The 20,265-nt window shown below is 72.1% G+C and carries 15 protein-coding genes; 4 read left to right on the top strand and 11 right to left on the bottom strand.

Going from position 1 to position 20,265, the window contains the following annotated elements; translation table 11 throughout:
* Window positions 1-93 precede the first annotated feature (93 nt).
* The 5 genes from BN1555_RS20650 to BN1555_RS20630 form a co-directional block, all read right to left on the bottom strand.
* A complete protein-coding gene (locus tag BN1555_RS20650) occupies window positions 94-1,542 on the bottom strand; it encodes a S28 family serine protease (RefSeq protein WP_093800761.1) in 1,449 nt (482 codons plus the stop codon).
* Window positions 1,543-1,609: 67 nt separating this feature from the next.
* On the bottom strand, window positions 1,610-1,972 hold the full coding sequence (locus BN1555_RS20645) for a hypothetical protein (protein ID WP_255306112.1): 363 nt from the start codon (window positions 1,970-1,972) through the stop codon (window positions 1,610-1,612).
* Window positions 1,973-2,124: 152 nt separating this feature from the next.
* On the bottom strand, window positions 2,125-5,859 hold the full coding sequence (locus BN1555_RS20640; RefSeq protein ID WP_093800759.1) for an ABC transporter ATP-binding protein: 3,735 nt from the start codon (window positions 5,857-5,859) through the stop codon (window positions 2,125-2,127).
* A gap of 195 nt (window positions 5,860-6,054) precedes the next feature.
* Window positions 6,055-7,500, bottom strand: a complete 1,446-nt coding sequence (gene argG / locus BN1555_RS20635) for an argininosuccinate synthase (protein WP_093800758.1) — start codon at window positions 7,498-7,500, stop codon at window positions 6,055-6,057.
* Between the two features lie 148 nt (window positions 7,501-7,648).
* Window positions 7,649-8,563, bottom strand: coding sequence for a serine hydrolase (locus BN1555_RS20630; RefSeq protein WP_093800757.1), 915 nt, complete (start codon window positions 8,561-8,563; stop codon window positions 7,649-7,651).
* A gap of 167 nt (window positions 8,564-8,730) precedes the next feature.
* Here BN1555_RS20630 and BN1555_RS20625 point away from each other — a divergent pair, with 167 nt between their 5' ends.
* Window positions 8,731-9,099: a hypothetical protein gene (locus BN1555_RS20625; RefSeq protein WP_093800756.1), complete on the top strand. Its 369-nt coding sequence runs from the start codon at window positions 8,731-8,733 to the stop codon at window positions 9,097-9,099.
* Between the two features lie 25 nt (window positions 9,100-9,124).
* Here the strand turns inward: BN1555_RS20625 and BN1555_RS20620 are convergent, their stop codons facing one another.
* The 3 genes from BN1555_RS20620 to BN1555_RS20610 form a co-directional block, all read right to left on the bottom strand.
* On the bottom strand, window positions 9,125-10,807 hold the full coding sequence (locus BN1555_RS20620) for a thiamine pyrophosphate-binding protein (protein ID WP_093800755.1): 1,683 nt from the start codon (window positions 10,805-10,807) through the stop codon (window positions 9,125-9,127).
* A 120-nt stretch (window positions 10,808-10,927) separates the two neighbouring features.
* Complete coding sequence (speB, locus tag BN1555_RS20615) at window positions 10,928-11,926, bottom strand: agmatinase (RefSeq protein WP_093800754.1); 999 nt, start codon at window positions 11,924-11,926, stop codon at window positions 10,928-10,930.
* Window positions 11,927-11,978: 52 nt separating this feature from the next.
* Window positions 11,979-13,457: a sodium:solute symporter family protein gene (locus BN1555_RS20610; protein ID WP_093800753.1), complete on the bottom strand. Its 1,479-nt coding sequence runs from the start codon at window positions 13,455-13,457 to the stop codon at window positions 11,979-11,981.
* A 182-nt stretch (window positions 13,458-13,639) separates the two neighbouring features.
* On the opposite strand from BN1555_RS20610, the gene BN1555_RS20605 reads away from it, so the two are divergent.
* From BN1555_RS20605 to BN1555_RS20595, 3 genes are all read left to right on the top strand, one after another.
* Entirely contained in the window at window positions 13,640-15,124 is a 1,485-nt protein-coding gene (locus tag BN1555_RS20605; RefSeq protein ID WP_093800752.1) for a PucR family transcriptional regulator, read from the top strand.
* 118 nt (window positions 15,125-15,242) lie between these two features.
* Window positions 15,243-16,400: an acyl-CoA dehydrogenase family protein gene (locus tag BN1555_RS20600; protein WP_093800751.1), complete on the top strand. Its 1,158-nt coding sequence runs from the start codon at window positions 15,243-15,245 to the stop codon at window positions 16,398-16,400.
* A gap of 5 nt (window positions 16,401-16,405) precedes the next feature.
* Window positions 16,406-17,278: an acyl-CoA thioesterase gene (locus BN1555_RS20595; protein WP_093800750.1), complete on the top strand. Its 873-nt coding sequence runs from the start codon at window positions 16,406-16,408 to the stop codon at window positions 17,276-17,278.
* A 38-nt stretch (window positions 17,279-17,316) separates the two neighbouring features.
* On the opposite strand, the gene BN1555_RS20590 is transcribed toward BN1555_RS20595, so the two are convergent.
* From BN1555_RS20590 to BN1555_RS20580, 3 genes are all read right to left on the bottom strand, one after another.
* Window positions 17,317-18,105, bottom strand: a complete 789-nt coding sequence (locus BN1555_RS20590) for a phosphatase (RefSeq protein WP_093800749.1) — start codon at window positions 18,103-18,105, stop codon at window positions 17,317-17,319.
* An 86-nt stretch (window positions 18,106-18,191) separates the two neighbouring features.
* Window positions 18,192-18,812: an SACE_7040 family transcriptional regulator gene (locus BN1555_RS20585; protein WP_093800748.1), complete on the bottom strand. Its 621-nt coding sequence runs from the start codon at window positions 18,810-18,812 to the stop codon at window positions 18,192-18,194.
* A gap of 22 nt (window positions 18,813-18,834) precedes the next feature.
* Window positions 18,835-20,055: a DUF418 domain-containing protein gene (locus BN1555_RS20580; protein ID WP_255306111.1), complete on the bottom strand. Its 1,221-nt coding sequence runs from the start codon at window positions 20,053-20,055 to the stop codon at window positions 18,835-18,837.
* Between the last annotated feature and the right edge of the window lie 210 nt (window positions 20,056-20,265).

Genomic DNA, 20,265 nt, shown 5'->3' with positions numbered 1-20,265 from the left:
ACGGCTCTCCGTCCTCCTGGGCGGAGAGAAGGCGGTGGGCCGCGCCCGCCGGGTGTGAGTCTTCGTCACATCCGGCGGGCGCGGCCGGACGCGTTACGGGCGCAGGGTCTGCCGCTGCTCCATACCGCGCTTGTCGAGCTTCGCGTCGTACGGCGCCAGCGGCTTCGCCTTCGACGGGTCCGCCTGGACGGCGGCCGGGGCCACACCCGCCCATTCGAGGATCGCGGCGGTCGCCTTCGCCTTCTGCTCGGGGACCAGGCCCGCGACGTTGGCGCCGTGGTTGGCGCCGGGCGCGGTGAAGACGTAGGAGTCGCGCGCGCCCTTGCCGAGGCGGAACGGCTCGGCGCTCCACGGGTCGTTCTGCCCGTTCACGAACAGCATCCGCGTGGCGTTGTGCCGCACCCAGCCGTCCACGTCGCGCATGACGCGCGGGTCGAACCTCATCGGGATGTCGCGCGGCACGTAGACGCGCGGCTGGAAGAAGTCCGGGCCGTACTTCATGAGGCCGTCGAGGTGCGGGTACTCCACCTGCGGCGCGCCCAGCTGGGTGCCCGCCTGGTAGTAGTACGGCGTGTACGTCGCCAGGCTCTGGTCGCTGTACGCGGCGAAGCCGGAGATCTGGTCGACGTAGTCGTAGAGGACCTGGTCGGAGGAGTCGGCGGCGGGCACGTCCGCGCAGTCGCTCTCCTTGCTGTACTGCCAGAAGGCCCACACGAAGTCCAGGACCGTCGACTCGTACGCCTTGTCCAGGCTGCCGACGGTCTCGAAGGTGGCGTTCTCGGCGTCCGCCCACTCCTTGAGCTTCGCGGTCAGCGGACCGCGCCGCTCGAGTGCCTCGCGCTGCACGGCGTTCAGCGCGTCGCGGCACTCCTTGGTGCCGACACCGCGGAAGAAGCGGTCGTACGCCGAATCCTCCTTGTTCACCACGTCGTTGGGAGCGACGTACGCGACGACGCCGTCCATGTCGCGCGGGTAGAAGCGCTCGTAGTACGTCGCGGTCATGCCGCCCTTGGAACCGCCGGTGGAGAGCCACTTCTTGGAGTAGATCTTCTTCAGCGCGGTGAAGATGCGGTGCTGGTCGCTCGCGGCCTGCTTGATGTCGAGTTTCGACCAGTCGGCGGGCGACGGCCGGGACGGAGTGAAGAAGCGGTACTCCATCGACACCTGGTTGCCGTCGATGATCTGCGTCGGCTCGCTGCGGCGCGGTGTCGTCGAGACGTTGTAGCCGCTGGTGAAGAAGACCGTCGGGCGGTCGACGTCCTTGTGCAGCAAGGTGACGCGCTGCTTGAACGTGCCCTTGGACGGGTGCCGGTGGTCGACCGGCTGGGTGTAGTTCAGTACGAAATAGCGGTAGCCGGTGTACGGCTTCTCCTCGACCAGGCTCATGCCCGGTATCGCGAGGATCCGCTCCTTGATGTCCTGGATGTCCTGCTCGGTGCTGCCCGGCCCGGCGGTGGTGGCCGCCCCGGCCGGTGCGCCGCTGAGCCCGACGGTGCCTATGAGCACCGCGGCCGACAGCAGCGATCTGAGCGCCTTGCGCATTCGCCCTCCCCTGTTCAGTCACAGACGACGGGGCGAACCTAGCCGGGCAACTCCCGTATCACCAGCCTCAGCAGAGAATCCAGCCGGTGGACGCCTTCCTGGTGCCGACCGAACCGTGCGCCCGCACGCAGCGGTTGAGGGCGTAGACCGTCACCGGTCCCGCGCGGTGGGTGAACCGGCCGCTGTCCTTGGCGGCCCGGCTGCCGCGCGCCTGGATGGTGACGGACATGCTCTGCCGTGCGCCGGGCCGCTTGGCGACCGTGACGGCGCAGGCGTAGCGGCGGCTCTTGTAGACGCGCAGCTCACCGGTGGCGAAGGCGACCGTCTTGACCTTGCGGCCGGAGCAGGCCGCGACCGCCTCGGCGCTCCCGGTGCCGGGGCCCGTGAGGGTCAGTCCCGCCACCGCGACCGCCACGGCAAGCCCGTACATCAGGTGTTTCCTCATCGCCCCACCGAACACTCGCGCCCTCTTCCTCGTGAGCGTACGCACACACGTGCGTACGGACGCCCGAGGGGGGTGGCTCGGTTGCGGGCGGCGCGAGGGAGATCCGGGACGCCGCGGCGGGTGGCGACCCGCCGTGCTCAGACCGCCGCCGGCTCGTCCTCGCCGACGAACGTGCGCCACAGCCGGGCGTACGTCCCGTCCAGGGCCAGCAGTTCGTCGTGCGTGCCGTCCTCGACGACCCGGCCGCGGTCCATGACCACGACCCGGTCGGCCCGCGCCGCCGTCGTCAGGCGGTGCGCGACGACCAGGGTGGTGCGGCGGCCGGTGAGCCGGTCCGTGGCCTGGTTGACCTGGGCCTCGGTGGCGAGGTCCAGGGCGGCGGTCGCCTCGTCGAGGAGCAGGACGTCCGGGTCGACGAGTTCGGCGCGGGCGAGCGCGATGAGCTGGCGCTGGCCCGCGGAGAGGTTGCGGCCGCGTTCGGCGACCTCGTGCAGGTAGCCGCCCTCGAGGGTGGCGATCATCTCGTGCGCGCCGACCGCGCGGGCCGCCGCCTCGACCTCGGCGTCGGTGGCGTCGCGCCGCCCGTAGGCGATGGCGTCGCGGACCGTGCCCGCGAAGAGGTACGCCTCCTGCGGTACGACGCCGAGGCGGTGCCGGTACGCCGTGATGTCCAGGTCGCGCAGATCGGTGCCGTCGGCCGTGACGCGCCCCGAGGTCGGGTCGTAGAAGCGGGCGACGAGCTTGACCACGGTGGACTTGCCCGCGCCGGTCTCGCCGACGAAGGCGACCGTCTGGCCGGCCGGGATGCGCAGGTCGATCCCGCTGAGTGCCTCTTCGGGTTCGTCGGCGGTCCCGTACTGGAAGCGCACGTCCTCGAAGGCGATCTCGCCGCGCAGCGACAGGACGTCCTTCGGCCGCTCGGCGGCGGCGGTCGACGTGGGTTCCCGCAGGAGCTCCTGAATGCGCCTCAGGGAGACGGTGGCCTGCTGGTACCCGTCGAAGACCTGCGAGAGCTGCTGCACGGGCGCGAAGAACAGGTCGATGTAGAGGAGGTACGCGACGAGCGCACCGGCGGTGAGCGTGCCCGCCTCCACCCGCCCCGCGCCGACGATCAGCACCGCGGCGGCGGCGACCGACGACAGCAGCTGGACGAACGGGAAGTAGACGGAGATCAGCCACTGGCCGCGCACGCGCGCCTCGCGGTAGCTGTCGCTGCGCTCAGCGAACCGCTCGGCGCCGGTGCGCTCGCGCCGGAACGCCTGGACGATGCGCAGGCCGGACACCGACTCCTGGAGGTCGGCGTTGACGGCACCCACCCGGTCGCGCGCCAGCTCGTACGCCCTGACGCTCGACTTCCGGAAGAAGTACGTGCCGATGACCAGCACCGGCAGCGTCGCGAAGACCACCAGGGCCAGCTGCACGTCGATGACGAGGAGCGCGACCATGATGCCGAAGAAGGTGACGAGGGAGACGAAGGCGGTGACGAGACCGGTCTGGAGGAACGTCGACAGGGCGTCGACGTCCGTCGTCATGCGGGTCATGATGCGGCCGGTCAGCTCGCGCTCGTAGTAGTCGAGACCGAGGCGCTGGAGCTGGGCGAAGATCTTGAGCCGGAGCGCGTAGAGCACGCGCTCGCCGGTCCGGCCGGTCATCCGCATCTCGGCGGTCTGCGCGACCCACTGCGCGAGCACGGACAGCAGCGCGAGCCCGGACGCCGCCCACACCGCGCCGAGTGCGAGCTGGGTGACGCCCTCGTCGATGCCGTGGCGGATCAGGACCGGCAGGAGCAGCCCCATGCCGGCGTCGACGGCGACGAGTACGAGACTGACCAGCAGCGGCAGCCCGAAGCCGCGCAGGAGGCGGCGCAGGCCGTACGACTCCTCGGACCGGACGGCGCGGTCCTCGTCGACGTCCGGTACGTCGTCGGCCGGCGGCAGCGCGGCGACCTGGGCGAGCAGTTCGGGGGTGGCCGGCATGCCGGGCGCGTGATCGGTGTCCTGGCCGCCGGACGAAGCCTCGTCCCGTACCCACAGTTCGGGCGTGATGCCGCGCTCGGCGTCGAACTCGGCGTCCAGCTCCGCCTGTACGGACCGGTCGTCGGCCGGCTCCGGCGTCTTGGTGAGGAGGTGTCCGGGCGATACGCCGCCGAGCTCGTCGGGGTCGGTGAGCAGCCGCCGGTAGAGGGCGCAGCGCCGCTGGAGCTCCTCGTGCGTACCGATGTCGGCGAGGCGGCCGCCGTCGAGCACGGCGATGCGGTCGGCGAGGTTGAGGGTGGAGCGGCGGTGGGCGATGAGCAGCGTCGTACGCCCCGCCATGACGGACCTCAGCGCCTCGTGGATCTCGTGCTCGACGCGGGCGTCCACGGCGGACGTGGCGTCGTCGAGGAGGAGCAGGCGGGGGTCGGTGAGAATGGCGCGGGCGAGGGCGATGCGCTGGCGCTGACCGCCGGAGAGGGTGAGGCCGTGTTCGCCGACGGCCGTGTCGTAGCCGCCGGGCAGTTCGGAGACGAAGTGGTGGGCCTGGGCGGCGCGGGCGGCGGTCTCGATCTGCTCGTCGGTCGCGTCCGGCAGCCCGTACGCGATGTTGGCGCGGACGGTGTCGGAGAACAGGAAGCTGTCCTCCGGTACGAGCCCGATGGCGGCCCGCAGCGAGTCGAGGGTGAGCTCGCGGACGTCGTGCCCGCCGACGAGGACGGCGCCGTGGGACACGTCGTAGAAGCGCGGCAGGAGGAGGGAGACGGTGGACTTGCCGCTGCCGGAGGAACCGACGACGGCGACGGTCTCGCCGGACCGGATTTCGAGGGAGAAGCCGTCGAGGACGGGCCGGTCGTCGGCGTAACCGAAGGTCACGTCGTCGAACTCGACGGTCGCGGGGGCGTCGGCGGGAAGTTCCCTGGCCCCGTCCTCGATGGACGGCTCGGTGTCGATCAGCTCCAGGACGCGCTCGACACCGGCCCGCGCCTGCTGGCCGACGGTGAGGACCATGGCGAGCATGCGGACGGGGCCGACGAGCTGGGCGAGGTAGGTGGAGAAGGCCACGAACGTGCCGAGGGTGATCTGCCCGCGCGTCGCGAGCCAGCCGCCGAGCGCGAGCATCGCGACCTGGCCGAGGGCGGGCACGGACTGGAGGGCCGGGGTGTACCGGGAATTGAGCCGGACGGTCCGCATGCGCCCGGCGAAGAGCCGCCGGCCGACCTCGCGCAGCTTGCCGGTCTCCTGCTCCTCCTGGCCGAAGCCCTTGACGACGCGTACGCCGGAGACGGCGCCGTCGACGACGCCCGCGACGGCGGCGGCCTGGCCCTGGGCGTACCAGGTGGCCGGGAAGAGCCGGGTGCGGCTGCGCTTGGCGATGAACCAGAGCGCGGGGGCGACGGCGAGGGCGACCAGGGTCAGGAGCGGCGAGAGCCACGCCATGATCGCGAGGGAGATGAGGAACAGCAGGATGTTCCCGATGGTCATCGGGAGCATGAAGAGGAGGCTCTGGATGAGCTGGAGGTCGCTGGTGGCGCGGCCGACGACCTGGCCGGTGGAGAGCTCGTCCTGACGGCGCCCGTCGAGGCGGGTGATGGTCCCGTACATCTCGTTGCGCAGGTCGTGCTGGACGTCGAGGGCGAGGCGGCCGCCGTAGTAGCGGCGTACGTAGGTGAGGACGTACACGACGACGGCCGCGGCGATCAGCAGTCCGGTCCATACGGCGAGGGACTTGGAGCCGTCCCCGATGACGTCGTCGATGACGACCTTGGTGATCAGCGGGACGAGCGCCATGACGGCCATGCCGCCGAGCGAAGATCCCAGTGCGAGCACGACATTGCGCCGGTACCTCCAGGCATAACCCGCCAGCCGCCGTGCCCACCCTTGATCTGCCGCCGTCACTGGTGCCTCCCGGTCGTCCTGATCTGCCGGAAGTCACCAACACGGTGAGGTGCGGATTTCATCCCGCCGGGGTGAAGAGGGGTCTTCGGTCCCAGGACTGCGCGGGCCACGTGCGGTGCCCGCGCGCGGGCGCACCGGGACGTGCACCGGTGCGCCCGCGCTTCCCGGCGCCGGGCCTTCCGCTCGGCGGGCCGGTCAGTCCGTACCGAACTCCATCGCGGCGCGGTCCAGCATCTCGTCGTCGCCGGAGACCTCGCCGCGGGAGGCGATGGCCTCGGCGCCGCCCTCCGGCATGGTGCCGATCAACCCGGTCGCGGCCGCCTGGGCGGCGCCGATGGCGGGATTGGCGGTGCCGATCAGGCCGAGCCCGGCGTACTGCTCCAGCTTGGCGCGCGAGTCGGCGATGTCGAGGTTGCGCATGGTGAGCTGGCCGATCCGGTCCACCGGACCGAACGCCGAGTCCTCGGTGCGCTCCATGGACAGCTTGTCCGGGTGGTAGCTGAACGCCGGGCCCGTGGTGTCGAGGATCGAGTAGTCCTCACCGCGCCGCAGCCGCAGCGTCACTTCGCCGGTGACGGCCGTGCCGACCCAGCGCTGGAGCGACTCGCGCACCATCAGCGCCTGCGGGTCCAGCCAGCGGCCCTCGTACATCAGCCGGCCGAGGCGCCGTCCCTCGTTGTGGTACTGGGCGAGGGTGTCCTCGTTGTGGATCGCGTTGACCAGGCGCTCGTACGCCGCGTGCAGCAGGGCCATGCCGGGCGCCTCGTAGATGCCGCGGCTCTTGGCCTCGATGATCCGGTTCTCGATCTGGTCGGACATGCCCATGCCGTGGCGGCCGCCGATGGCGTTGGCCTCCATCACCAGGTCGACCGGCGAGGCGAACTCCTCGCCGTTGACCGTCACCGGACGGCCCTGGTCGAAGCCGATGGTCACGTCCTCGGTGGCGATCTCGACTTCGGGGTCCCAGAACCGCACGCCCATGATGGGCTCCACGGTCTCCACGCCGGTGTCCAGGTGCTCCAGGGTCTTGGCCTCGTGGGTGGCGCCCCAGATGTTGGCGTCGGTGGAGTACGCCTTCTCCGTGCTGTCCCGGTAGGGCAGGTCGTGGGCAAGCAGCCACTCCGACATTTCCTTGCGGCCGCCGAGTTCGGTCACGAAGTCCGCGTCGAGCCAGGGCTTGTAGATCCGCAGGTGCGGGTTGGCGAGCAGGCCGTACCGGTAGAACCGCTCGATGTCGTTGCCCTTGAAGGTCGAGCCGTCGCCCCAGATCTGTACGTCGTCCTCGAGCATCGCCCGGACCAGGAGGGTGCCCGTGACGGCGCGGCCGAGCGGCGTGGTGTTGAAGTAGGCGCGCCCGCCCGAGCGGATGTGGAACGCCCCGCAGGTGAGCGCGGCCAGGCCCTCCTCGACCAGCGCCGCGCGGCAGTCGACCAGGCGCGCGATCTCGGCGCCGTAGGTCTTCGCGCGGCCGGGCACCGAGGCGATGTCGGGCTCGTCGTACTGGCCGATGTCGGCGGTGTAGGTGCACGGGACGGCGCCCTTGTCGCGCATCCATGCGACCGCGACCGAGGTGTCGAGGCCGCCTGAGAAGGCGATGCCGACGCGCTCGCCGGCGGGCAGGGAGGTGAGGACCTTGGACATAGGAAGAGTATGCATGATGGCGCATGGTCATGCAAAGGCGGTCCGGGCCCCCGTGCCCCGTGTCGCCGGGAGAAGGAGCTCGCCGGACGGCGGTGATACGTCCGTCGCCGCGTTCCGCGTACGCACCACCGCCGTCCGGCGGGCCGGGTCAGGGCTTCGGCACCGCCGGGATCGCCTCGCGCGGGGTCTGCGTGGGGGCGTACAGCGCGGAGGCGGAGGCCGTGGGGTTGATGGCCTTGTGGATCGCCCGGGACACGGCCTGGACGGTGCCCACGCCGTCGTTCATCGTGGGGTTGCCGTGGGTGAGCACCGTGATCGCGTAGTCGTGGCGGCCGCCGGTGAACGCGCCGACGGAGTGCACCCGCCAGCCGTGCGTGGAGCGGGGCAGCCAGCCGTTCTTCACCTGGATTGTGGCGGTGGACGGGGCTCCGGCCGGAGTGCCCCAGCGCTGGGAGGAGACGACCTTGCCCATCAGGCCGAGGGTGTACTTCCGCGCGTTGTCGCTCAGGACGGTGTTCCTCGCGGTGAGCAGCGCGAGCAGCTTCTGCTCGTCGCGGGCGGTGATCTGCGTCAGGCCCCAGTAACCGCCGGTGCCGGGGACGGTCTGCGTCATCCCGGCGGCGGCCAGGAAGCCCTTGATCTTCGTCATGCCGAGCTGGCGCCACAGCGCGCTGGTGGCCTTGTTGTCCGACTTGGTGATCATGTCGGTGGCGAGCTCGGCCTCACGGGACGTCAGGTAGCGGTTGGTCTTCTTGACGTCCCACAGCAGCGCGGCGAGGACGGTCACCTTGACCACGCTCGCGGAGTCGTACTTCTGCGTGGCGCGCAGGGTGCAGGTGGTCTTGGTGGTGCGGTCGTACAGCGAGAGGGCCGTCGTGGACCTCCGCCCCTTGAGCGCGGCGGTGATGTCCTTCGTCAGCTTGGCCGCGAGGCCCGCCTTGCCCGAGGCGCAGGCCACCGTCGGCGCGGTGGCGGCGGCGGGCGCCGCGGTGACCACGGGAGCCAGCGCGCCCAGGGCCAGTGCTGCGGCGATCGCCCCGCGGTGTATGCGGTGGTGTGTCATGGTGTTGGGTCCCCGTCCCCTCGGTGTCCCTGCCGTCCCCTTGTGTCCCTGGCTGAAATGACTCTCCAGGGGCGGAAAGGTTGCACGGGAGGCGGGCGCGGGATCGAAGTTCTCCGCGAAATCCTTCTGGGTAGTGATGCCTTCGCACGTACGGAACCGGGAGGGACATGGCAACCGCCAAGCCGAGCGAGGCCCAGCTCTGCGGCCGGCTCTACGCGACGCTCGCCGCGCTGCAGAAGCTCAGCGCACCGGGCGGCAACCACTCGCTGGGGCAGCCCGGTGCATCGGCGAAGGCCGCCGAGAGGCCCTTCGACCGCATGAACGAGTACCTGGAGAAGATAGGTCCCTACTTCCTGAAGGCACGCGGACGCGGCCACGGCGAGGCCGCCGCCGCGCTCCTGCGGTCGATACCCGACCTGCTGCCCCCGGGGAAGGAGCTCCCGCGCGCCTTCGACCACGAAAAGCGCCAGGAGTTCTGCGAGAGCCGGTTCCTGCACGCGCAGACGCTCCGCAAGGAGCACCCGGCGCTGGCGTAGCCGGGCCGGGTGCCCGACCGGTTCATCAGAGGTGCGTCGGGGCGAACATCCGCAGCAGGGCGGGGAGTACGAGCACCGAAGGACCGGGGGCCGACAGGGACTCGGCCAGGTCGTCGGCCAGGGTCTCCGGGGTCGTGCGGCGCGCCGGTACGCCGAAGGACTCGGCCAGGGCGACGAAGTCCGGGCGGGACAGCTCCGTGCCGGTGGCCTCGTCGAAGGCGTCGATCATGTACTCGCGGAGGATGCCGTAACCGCCGTCGTCCACGATCAGCCAGGTGACCGGGAGGTTGTGCTGGCGGGCGGTGGCGAGTTCGGCGATCGAGTACATCGCGCCGCCGTCCCCGGAGACCGCGAGGACGGGGCGGGTGGGGTCCGCCGCCGCCGCGCCGAGCGCCGCCGGGAAGCCGTAGCCGAGACCGCCCGCGCCCTGCGCCGAGTGCATGGTGTTGGGGTGGCGGGGGTCGAAGGCCGACCAGGCCCAGTAGGCGAGGATCGTCATGTCCCAGAAGCTGGGGGACGCGTCCGGCAGCGCCTCCCGGACGGAGGCGAGCAACTGCTGCTCCAGCGGCAGGTCCTGGGACGCGATGCGCTCCCGTACCTTCGCCAGGACCTCGCTCACGCGCTCGCGCGCCGTACTGTCCTCGCGGTCCTCCACCGTCTCCAGGAGCGCCGACAGCGCCAGGCGGGCGTCCGCGTGGATGCCGAGTGCCGGGTGGTTGGACTCCAGCTTGCCGAGGTCCGCGTCGATCTGGACGATCCGGCCGCGCGGCTCGAACGTGTGGTAGTTCGAGGAGAGTTCCCCCAGACCCGAACCGACGACGAGCAGGACGTCCGCGTCTTCGAGGAAGTCCGTCGTGTGGCGGTCCTCCAGCCAGGACTGGAGGGAGAGCGGGTGCGTCCACGGGAACGCGCCCTTGCCGCCGAAGGTCGTGACGACCGGCGCGTCCAGCTTCTCGGCGAGCGCGAGCAGTTTGCCGGAGGCGTCGGAGCGGACGACGCCGCCGCCCGCGATGACCGCCGGGCGCGCGGCCGTCGACAGCAGGTGGGCGGCGACGGCCGTCAGTTCGGGGCGCGGGGGCAGTTCGCGCGGGGTCGCGTCCATCGCCGTGACGACGGGGAGGGAGGTCCGCGCGAGCAGGACGTCCTGGGGGATCTCGATCCACACCGGGCCGTGCGGGGCGGTCAGGGCCGACTCCCACGCCTCGGCGATCGCCGACGGGATCTGCGACGCCGTACGGACCGTGTGGACCGACTTCACGATGTCCCTGAACGACGCCTTCTGGTCGCGCAGTTCGTGCAGGTAGCCGTGGCGGCCGCCGCCGATGCCGGCCGACGGGACCTGGCTGCTGATCGCGAGGACGGGCGCGGACGCCGCCGCCGCCTCCTGGAGCGCGGCGAGCGACGTCAGGGCGCCCGGGCCGGTGGAGAGGAGCAGCGGGGCCGCCTCTCCGGTGATCCGGCCGTACGCGTCGGCGGCGAAACCCGCGTTGTTCTCGACGCGCAGGCCGACGTACGAGAGCGAGGAGCGGCGCAGCGCGTCGAACATCCCGAGCGCGTGCTGGCCCGGGAGGCCGAAGACCGTGGTCGCGCCGAGGCCCTGGAGGGTCTCGACGACGAGGTCACCGCCGTTGCGGCCGGGGGGCGGGCTGAGCGCCGCAGCGGTCTGCGCCTCGGTGGGCCGCAGGACCAGGTCGTGGTCGTGGGTCATGCGTACATCCCTTCCGGGCCGGGCCTGGCGGCCCGGTGCCGACGTTCCGGCCGCGCGCCGTGACCGGCCCGCCGTACGCGCGTGCGCGGCGGGCGGGCCGGTGCCGGCCCGGCGGTGAGGTTACTTCGCGCCGCGCTCCGCGCCCCGGGCGCGGCCGGCCGCGATCTGCCGGGACATGATCGTCGTCAGCTCGTACGCGGTGTGGGAGGCGGCGACGGAGGTGATCTCCGCGTGGTCGTACGCCGGCGCGACCTCGACCACGTCGGCCGAGACGAGGTTGCAGGAGGACAGGCCGCGCAGGATCTCCAGCAGCTCGCGGGAGGTCATGCCGCCCGCCTCGGGGGTGCCGGTGCCGGGCGCGTGGGCCGGGTCGAGGCAGTCGATGTCGATGGAGATGTAGAGGGGGCGGTCGCCGATGCGCTGGCGGAGCTGGTCGGCGACCTCGTCGGCGCCGCGCCGGTAGACGTCGGCGGAGGTGACGATGCCGAAGCCCATCTTCTCGTCGTCGGTCAGGTCCTGCTTGCCGTACAGCGGGCCGCGCGTACCGACGTGGGAGAGCGCCTCGGTGTCGAGGATGCCCTCCTCGACGGCCCGGCGGAACGGCGTGCCGTGGGTGTACTCGGCGCCGAAGTACGTGTCCCAGGTGTCCAGGTGCGCGTCGAAGTGGAGCAGGGCGACCGGGCCGTGCTTCTTCGCGACCGAGCGGAGGATCGGGAGCGCGATGGTGTGGTCGCCGCCGAGCGTCATCATGCGGGCGCCGCTGGAGAGCAGGTCGTCGGCCGCGGCCTCGATCGTGTCGACGGCCTCGTTGATGTTGAACGGGTTGGCGGCGATGTCACCGGCGTCCGCGACCTGCGCGAGCGCGAACGGCGAGGCGTCCTGCGCCGGGTTGTACGGGCGCAGGAGGCGCGAGGCCTCGCGGATCGCGTTGCCGCCGAAGCGGGCGCCGGGGCGGTAGGAGACGCCGGAGTCGAAGGGCACGCCGACCACGGCGACGTCGGCCCGGCCGCCGACCTCGTCGAGGCGGGGCAGCCGCGCGAACGTCGCGGGGCCCGCGTACCGCGGGATGCGGGAGGAGTCGACGGGGCCGCGGAACTGCTGCTCGCTGCTGCTGCTCATGTGAAATGCCTTCCTTATTGCGCTTCTTTGCGCTTTATTGCGGTTTGCGACTTTAGCCGGGCAGGGGGGCGGGCGCGGACTCGGGCTCGTCCTCCGCGCCCCGGCCCGCCAGCCGCTCGCGCCAGGCGGCCAGGACGGCGGCGTCGGTCGGACGGGTGGCGAGGCTGACGGCGACGTACGCCGCGAGCGACAGCAACAGGCCGTAGTAGACGGGCTCGTTGGCGAGGATTCCGTACCAGGCCATCAGGCCGACGACGCCGAGTCCGCCGACGGCGACGGCCGCCAGGGCGCCGTACACCGTGCCGCGCTTCCACAGCAGGCCGCCGAGGATCGGCACCAGCAGACCGCCGACCAGCAGGTTGTAGGCGACGGTGAGCGCCTCGACGACGTTGTTCAGGGCGATCGCGATGCAGACGACCGCGATGCCCATGATCAGGATGAAGATGCGGTTGCCGCGCACCTCGTCGTGGACCTCGCCCTCCGGCTTGTCCTTCGACACGGCGCCGCGCAGCCGCGACCAGATGTCGTTGTTGGCGACGGTGGCGCAGGCGATCAGCGCGCCCGACGAGGTCGACATCACGGCCGCCAGCGCCGCGGCGAGGACCAGGCCGCGTACGCCCATGGGCAGCTCGTCCTTGACGATGGTCGCGAAGGCGTCGTCGGCGTGGGGCAGCTTCGGGTAGAGGACCTTGGCCGCGGTGCCGATGACGGCGCCGGCGAGGGCGTAGACGAGGCAGTACGTACCGGCGACCGTGCCGCCGTAGCGCGCGACCTTGTCGCTGCGGGCGGTGAAGACGCGCTGCCAGATGTCCTGGCCGATCAGCATGCCGAACGTGTAGATCAGCACGTACGTGAAGATCGTCTCGCCGCCGATGCCGAGCGGGTCGAAGTACTCGGTGGGCAGCTGCGCCTTCATCTCGCTGAAGCCGCCGGCCTTGACGACCGCGATCGGCAGGAGCAGGAGCAGCACGCCGATCGTCTTGACGACGAACTGCACCATGTCGGTGAGCGTGATCGACCACATGCCGCCGAGCGTCGAGTACGCGACGACGATGGCGCCGCCGAGGATGATCGAGAAGGCGCGGTCCATGCCGAAGATGACGTCGAAGATCGTGGCGTACGCGATGGTCGACGTGACGGCGAGCATGAGCGTGTACGCCCACATGACGACGCCCGAGATGATGCCGGCACGGCCGCCGCCGTAGCGGAGGTCGAGCATCTCGGAGACGGTGTAGACCTTCAGGCGGGCGATGCGCGCGGAGAAGAAGACGCTGAGGGCGAGGAGTCCGAGGCCGATGGTGAAGACCATCCAGGCGCCGGAGAGACCGTACTGGTAGCCGAGGCCGACGCCGCCGATGGTGGAGGCGCCGCCGAGGACGATGGCGGCCATCGTGCCGGAGTACATGGCGGGCCCGAGGCGGCGGCCCGCCACCAGGAACTCGCTCTTGGACTTGGCGCGGCGCATGCCCCACCAGCCCATGGCGACCATACCGGCCAGGTAGATGACGATCACTGTGTAGTCGACGGCCATGGGCCCTCCTTCGCGCGCTCGGTGGCGTGTCGTGCAGAGATGTGTGCGGAGCGCGGCAGCTCTTCTGCGGGGACATCCGCCCGTACCCGCGGCCACCGGTCGGGTCGACATTAAGTGGCCGAAAGGCGACGCTGAAGTGTACGTTTCATCTACTTTCGAGATCCCAAACGGATGGACCGTCCATGCCGGACACCCCGCCCCCTCCTTCTCCTCCGACCCCGCCGGTTTCGCTGGCGGCGCTGCTGGCGCGGGAGGAACTCGGCCTGCGCCGGATCGCGGGCCCCGAGGACGCGGATCTGCACTGGGTGCACACGTCGGAGATGGCCGACCCGTACCCGTACCTGCTCGGCGGTGAGCTCCTCCTGACCGCGGGGGTCCTGCTCACGGACCCGGACCGGTACGTGTCCCGGGTGGTGGAGGCGGGCGCGGCGGCGCTCGGTTTCGGCGTCACGCCGGTGTACGACACGGTGCCGCCCGCCCTGGTGGCCGCCTGCGAGCGCCACGGCCTGCCCCTGGTGGAGGTGGAGCCCGCGACCACGTTCTCGGGGGTCGCCCGCGCGGTGTGGCGGCTGATGGCGGAGGCCCGCCACCGCGAACTGCGCCGGGTCACGCAGGCCCAGCAGGGCCTGGCCACGGCGGCGGCCCGTCCCGATCCGGTCCCGGCGGTGCTGCGGCAGCTGACGGCGTGGCTCGGCGGGGCGTGGGCGGTGCTGCTGTCGGCGGAGGGCGCGCCCCTGGCGACGGCGGGCCGCCCCCCGTCCCCGGAGACCCACGCGGCCCTGACCCGGCTGACCCGGGTGGTGAACCCGCCCCCGGACGAGGCCCCCGCCCGGGCCGTGCCCGCCTCCGCGACCGACACCGCCGGCGGCAGCCATCTCGCCGCGTACGCCCTGGCGGGCGGCCAGCGGCTCGTTCTCGGGGTGGCCTCCGAGCGGCGCGAGGCCGGGGACCACACCATCGCGGGCGTCGCCGTCGTCCTGCTGTCCCTGCTCACGACGCCGCATCAGGGCGCCGCGGAGTCCGCCCGCGCCGCCGCGCTGGTGCGGCTGCTGCTCGGGGCGGACACCGGCGCGGTGGCACCGCTGCTCGGCGCGGACGAGTGGACCGTGGTGCACGCCCGGCCGGCGACCGGTGCCACGGGACCCGACCCGCTCGCCGCCGCGGCGCTGGGCGCGGCGCTCGGCAGCGCGCTGGTGGACGCGGCGGACGAGGAGGAGGGCGTCGTACGGGTCCTGCTGAGCGGAGCCGGGGAGATCGAGGCGCAGCCGGGGTGGATCCTCGGGGTGAGCGCTGCCGTGCCCGCGCACGACCTGCCCGCCGCCGACGTCCGCGCCGCCCGGGCGGTGCGCCGGGCCGAGGCCACCCGCAGCACCCTCGTGCGCGACCGGGCCGGGTCGGGGGCGGGGTTCGCCTCGCTCGTCGCACCCGAAGAGGCCCGCGCCCAGGCCCGCGCCCGGCTCGCGCCGATCGCCGCCTCCCCCGCCCTGACGGAAACCCTGCGCACCTGGCTGTCACTGCACGGGAGCTGGGACCGCACGGCCGTCGCGCTCGACGTCCACCGCAACACGGTCCGCCAGCGCATCGCCCGCTGCGCCGCCCTCCTCGAAGCCGACCTGGACGACGCCGACGTACGGATGGACCTCTGGTTCGCGCTGCGCTGGTTGTGACGCGTATGACCGTGCACCGACCTGGACAGCCCTGGTGACCACCCGGTAACTTCGGCTGAGCAAGCGCTTAGACAAGCTGGGTCGAAGCCGGAGCTGAGGACAGAGGGAGGGCGTCGTCGTGCGCCGTAGCGTTTTCAACGAGGACCACCAGGCGTTCCGGGAGACCATCCGCGCCTTCATCGAGGCCGAGGTCGCCCCCGTCTACGACGAGTGGTTCGCCGCTGGCCAGGCGCCGCGCGACTTCTACTACAAGCTCGGCGAGCTGGGCGTCTTCGGCATCAGCGTCCCCGAGGAGTTCGGCGGCGCGGGCCTGGACACGCACAAGTTCGAGGCCGTGCTCTACGAGGAGACCGCGCGCGCGGGCGTCAACTTCGGCGGTTCCGGCGTGCACGTGCTGCTCGCCCTGCCCTACATCAAGATGCTCGCCACCGACGAGCAGAAGAAGCGCTTCCTGCCCAGGTTCGTCTCCGGCGAGGAGATGTGGGCGCTGGCGATGACCGAGCCGGGCACCGGCTCCGACGTCGCGGGCATGAAGACCACCGCCAAGCTCTCCGAGGACGGCACGCACTACGTCCTCAACGGCGCCAAGACCTTCATCACCGGCGGCGTGCACGCCGACCGCGTCATCGTGTGCGCCCGCACCTCCGCCCCGAGCGCCGAGGACCGCCGCTTCGGCATCTCCCTGTTCGCCGTGGACACCAAGTCCGAGGGCTACTCCGTCGGCCGCAAGCTGGACAAGCTCGGCCTGCGCACCTCCGACACCGCCGAGCTGGCGTTCGTCGACGTGAAGGTGCCGGTCGAGGACCTGCTCGGCGAGGAGAACAAGGGCTTCCACTACCTCGGCACGAACCTGGCCTCCGAGCGCTGGGGCATCGCCTTCGGCGCGTACGCGCAGGCCAAGGCCGCCGTCCGGTTCGCCCAGCAGTACGTCACGGACCGCACCGTCTTCGGCAAGCCGGTCGCGTCCTTCCAGAACACCAAGTTCGAGCTGGCCGCCTGCCAGGCCGAGGTGGACGCCGCCGAGGCCGTGGCCGACCGCGCACTGGAGGCCCTGGACGCCGGCGAGCTGACGCCCGCCGAGGCCGCGTCCGCGAAGCTGTTCTGCACCGAGGTCGCCCACCGCGTCATCGACCGCTGCCTCCAGCTGCACGGCGGCTACGGCTACATGAACGAGTACCCGATCGCCCGCCTGTACGCCGACAACCGCGTCAACCGCATCTACGGCGGCACGAGCGAGGTCATGAAGTCCATCATCGCCAAGTCGATGGGCCTGTAGTCCAGGTGACCGAAGCGCTCGACAGCCTGCTCGATCTGCTCGACCTGGAGCAGATCGAGCAGGACTATTTCCGGGGCCGGTCGCGCTCCGCCGTCGTCCCGCGCGTCTTCGGCGGCCAGGTGGCCGCCCAGGCGCTGGTCGCGGCGGGCCGCACCGTCCCCGAGGACCGGCTCGCCCACTCCCTGCACGCGTACTTCCTGCGCGCCGGCGACCCGGGCGCGCCGATCGTCTACACCGTCGACCGCATCCGCGACGGCCGCTCCTTCACCACCCGGCGCGTCGTCGCGGTCCAGCACGGCCAGCCCGTGTTCCACCTCTCCGCGTCCTTCCAGACGTACGAGGAGGGCCTGGAGCACCAGGCGGACATGCCGCCCGCACCGGATCCCGAGACGCTCCCGACGGCCGCCCGGATGCTGCCGGAGTACGCGGACCACTTCCTCGACTCCGGCGTCGTCGACCGTCTGCTCGAAGCCCGCGCGGCGGTCGACCTGCGGTACGTGGACGCCCCGCCGTACGGCACGGTCGGCGAACCGCGCGAGCCGCGCTCGCAGGTGTGGTTCCGTACGAACGGCAAGCTGGCCGACGACCCGCTGCTGCACGTCTGCCTCGCCACGTACGTCTCCGACATGACGCTGCTCGACTCGGTGCTGCTGGCCCACGGGCGCGGCGGCTGGGCGACCGGCGACGTCGTCGGCGCCTCGCTCGACCACGCGATGTGGTTCCACCGGCCCTTCCGGGCGGACGAGTGGCTGCTGTACGACCAGGAGTCGCCGTCCTCGTCGGGCGGGCGGGGCCTGGGGCAGGCCAGGATCTACACGCGGGACGGCCGGCTCGCGATCTCCGTCATCCAGGAGGGCGTGGTCCGGGTCCCGCGCTGACCCGCGTGGCTCGTGGCGTCACCCGCCCGTACCCCGGATCAGGCCGTGCCCAGCAGGCCGGCCGCGTCCAGCAGGTAGGCCGTCATCGGGTCGTAGAAGCGCGGGTCGGTGACGTGGTCGTCGAGCGGGACGGTGACCTGGAGCGTGCCCTCGGCCTCGGCGATGAAGAGCGCCGGGTCGTTGCAGTCGGCGTACCCGACCGCGTCGATCCCGCGCTGTCCCGCGCAGCCGGCCCACCCGTGGTCGGCGACGACCAGGTCGGGCAGCGGCCGCCCCTCGCGCTCCAGACCGTCGAGGATCGCCGTCATCGGTTCGGGCGAGTGCGTGTGCCACAGCGTCGCGCCGCGCTCCAGCATCGCGACGTCCGCGAACTGGAACACCATGCCCTCGTCGGCGGTCAGCCCGCCCGGGATCCGTACGATCTCGCAGCCCGCGATGCGCAGCGCGTCCGCGGTCGCGCGGTGCACGTCGAGGAGCCCGCCGGGGTGCCCGGTCGCGAACAGCACGCGCTCCTTGCCCGCGGCGGCCTTGCGCAGCCGCGCCGCCATCCGCTCCAGCGCGTCGACGGTCAGCTCGGGGGCGATGGTGTCCTGGCCGCTGCGGTGCCCGGGGTCGTCGCTGACGCCGCAGCGCTCCGCCATCACGGCGAGGACGTCCTGCTCGTCGGTCCAGCGGTCGCCGAGTTCGAGGCCGAGCCAGTAGTGACGGTCGCCGTTCGCGAGCTTGCGGTAGTGGGAGAGGTTGTTGTCGCGGGGGGTGGCGACGTCACCGGCGATGCGGGTGCGGGTGAGATGGTCGACGAGGGCGGCGCGGCTGGGTATCGGCATGAGCCCATTGTGCCGTCCGGCTCCGGCCCCCGTCCGGGAAAGCCGCCGCCGGAGGAGGTGCCGCCGGATAAGCCGGAGAAGGCGGGTCAGGCCGCGGTGCGCGGCGCGAGCGCGCCGAACGCGCCGTGCGCCAGCCGCCGCAGCAGCCCTTCCATCGCCGCCCGCCCCGGCAGTCCCTTGCCGTACGCCCCGAGGTGCGGCGTCGAGTTCAGCAGTCCGAACACCGCGTGCACGGCCGACCGCGCCTCCGCCTCCGGGACGCCGGGATTCAGCTCCCGTACGACGGCGACCCACAGTTCGACGTACTGCCGCTGGAGCCTGCGCACCCGCTTGCGGTCGCTCTCCCTGAGCCGGTCCAGTTCGCGGTCGTGCAGGGTGATCAGGGGCCGGTCGTCGAGGGCGAAGTCGATGTGGCCGTCGATGAGGGAGTCGAGCACCGCCTCCGGGCTGTCCGCGGACTCCGCCGCGGCGCGCCGCCTGCCGCCGTCCAGCAGCCGCTCGCTGATGCCGACGAGCAGTTCGGCGAGCATGGCGTCCTTGCCCGGGAAGTGGCGGTAGAGACCGGGTCCGCTGATGCCGACGGCGGCGCCTATCTCGTCCACGCCCACACCGTGGAAGCCGCGCTCGGCGAAGAGGCGGGCGGCCTCCTTGAGGATCTGCTCGCGGCGGGTCGGAGCCGCGACGCGGGCGGCGGCGTTGGTGCTCATGAGGTCATTCTAAACCGGCCGGTTAGCGCCCGTTAACCTCATGGAAACGCCCGCCGGGACGCTCGCGGAAATGAGTGAACCCCCGCAGCAGCCACTCCACCGGTCCGAGCCGGTACCGGCGCAGCAGCGCGCCGCTGAGGGCGAGCTGCGCCGCGTACAGGACGAGCGCGAGGCAGACCGGGACGGCGATGCCCAGGCGTCCGTACAGACCGAGGCCGTAGCCCGTGAAGACCAGGGCCATGACGAGCGACTGGGCGAGGTAGTTGGTCAGCGCCATGCGCCCGGCCGGCGCGAGGATCCCCGCCGCCCGCGCCCCGCCCGGCGTACCGAACCAGAGCAGCAGTCCGGCGACGTACGCGGCGGTGAGCGCCGGGGCGAAGACGGTGCCGGCCATCCCGGCGAGCAGTTCCCAGCGGGCGGGGAGCGGGCCCGCCGTGCCGGCGGCGGAGAAGGCGGCCGTGGGCACACCCACGCAGAGGCCGGTGACCAGGACGCGGCGCAGGCCGGCGGTGCTCACGCGGGTGAGCCACTGCCGCTTGCCGGCCGCCAGTCCCAGCAGGAAGACGGCGACGACGAGGCCGCCTATGGTCAGCAGCGCGACGGCCGCGAACCACACCTGTTCCAGGTTCGCGCCGACGACGTCGGCGAAGCCGCCCCGGTAGGCGGCGGTGAGTTCGGCGGCCTCCGCGGCGGCGGCGCTCCGCGCGGTTTCCGCGCCCGGGTCGACCAGCGTCGCGAGCGCGCCGAGCAGCAGCAGGGCCGAACCGAAGGCGCCCCACACCCACAGCGCGGCGCGGTACGCCCCTTCGGGGGTGGCCCGGCGGGCGGCGAAGAGGATCAGGCCGAGCAGGGCGTACGTCGTCAGGATGTCGCCGACGTAGAGGAACACCGCGTGCAGGGCCCCCAGGACGAAGAGCCCCAGCAGCCGCCGCATCGTCCGCGGCCCGAAGCGGGCGCCGGCGCGCTCGGCCGAGACCGCCTGGAGGGTGAAGCTGTAGCCGAAGAGGAACGAGAAGAGCAGGTAGAACTTGCTCTGCGCGAGGAACTGGACCAGCCAGAGGGCCACGGAGTCGGCGGCGCCCGCCGGCCGGCCGCCCACCAGGCCGTAGGGGCCGGCCATGGTCAGGCTGTTGACCAGGAGGATCCCGAGGAGCGCGAAGCCGCGAAGGGCGTCCACCTCCGGAACGCGCTGCCGCGGCTGCGGCCCCGCCCCGCTTCCCGCCGTGTCTCGCAGTGTGGCCACCAGCCCCGCCCCCGTAGTGCACCCCGTGCGCAGTCCGAACAGATCCTGACAGCCCTCGGACGCCAGTGCGTCATACCGCAGGACGAATCGCCCGCCCCTCTCCGGGAGGAGAGCCCTGGACAGGGGGGTTAGCGGTCGTTAACCTGAGAAGGCGTTAACGCTCATTAACATGCTCACCGACAGCACACCGACCGGGCGAGGGGGCTCAGG

The organism is Streptomyces sp. Wb2n-11, from assembly GCF_001049855.1.
GTDB classification, from domain to species: domain Bacteria; phylum Actinomycetota; class Actinomycetes; order Streptomycetales; family Streptomycetaceae; genus Streptomyces; species Streptomyces altiplanensis.
Note: the sequence above shows the minus strand (reverse complement) of the source record. Positions and strands in the feature narration are given on the sequence as shown.

Bases quoted from the DNA above. Each gene is read 5' to 3' on its own strand.
- BN1555_RS20650 (WP_093800761.1), bottom strand. From the start codon at position 1,542: ATGCGCAAGGCGCTCAGATCGCTGCTGTCGGCCGCGGTGCTCATAGGC.
- BN1555_RS20645 (WP_255306112.1), bottom strand. From the start codon at position 1,972: ATGTACGGGCTTGCCGTGGCGGTCGCGGTGGCGGGACTGACCCTCACG.
- argG (WP_093800758.1), bottom strand. From the start codon at position 7,500: ATGTCCAAGGTCCTCACCTCCCTGCCCGCCGGCGAGCGCGTCGGCATC.
- BN1555_RS20630 (WP_093800757.1), bottom strand. From the start codon at position 8,563: ATGACACACCACCGCATACACCGCGGGGCGATCGCCGCAGCACTGGCC.
- BN1555_RS20625 (WP_093800756.1), top strand. From the start codon at position 8,731: ATGGCAACCGCCAAGCCGAGCGAGGCCCAGCTCTGCGGCCGGCTCTAC.
- BN1555_RS20620 (WP_093800755.1), bottom strand. From the start codon at position 10,807: ATGACCCACGACCACGACCTGGTCCTGCGGCCCACCGAGGCGCAGACC.
- speB (WP_093800754.1), bottom strand. From the start codon at position 11,926: ATGAGCAGCAGCAGCGAGCAGCAGTTCCGCGGCCCCGTCGACTCCTCC.
- BN1555_RS20610 (WP_093800753.1), bottom strand. From the start codon at position 13,457: ATGGCCGTCGACTACACAGTGATCGTCATCTACCTGGCCGGTATGGTC.
- BN1555_RS20605 (WP_093800752.1), top strand. From the start codon at position 13,640: ATGCCGGACACCCCGCCCCCTCCTTCTCCTCCGACCCCGCCGGTTTCG.
- BN1555_RS20590 (WP_093800749.1), bottom strand. From the start codon at position 18,105: ATGCCGATACCCAGCCGCGCCGCCCTCGTCGACCATCTCACCCGCACC.
- BN1555_RS20585 (WP_093800748.1), bottom strand. From the start codon at position 18,812: ATGAGCACCAACGCCGCCGCCCGCGTCGCGGCTCCGACCCGCCGCGAG.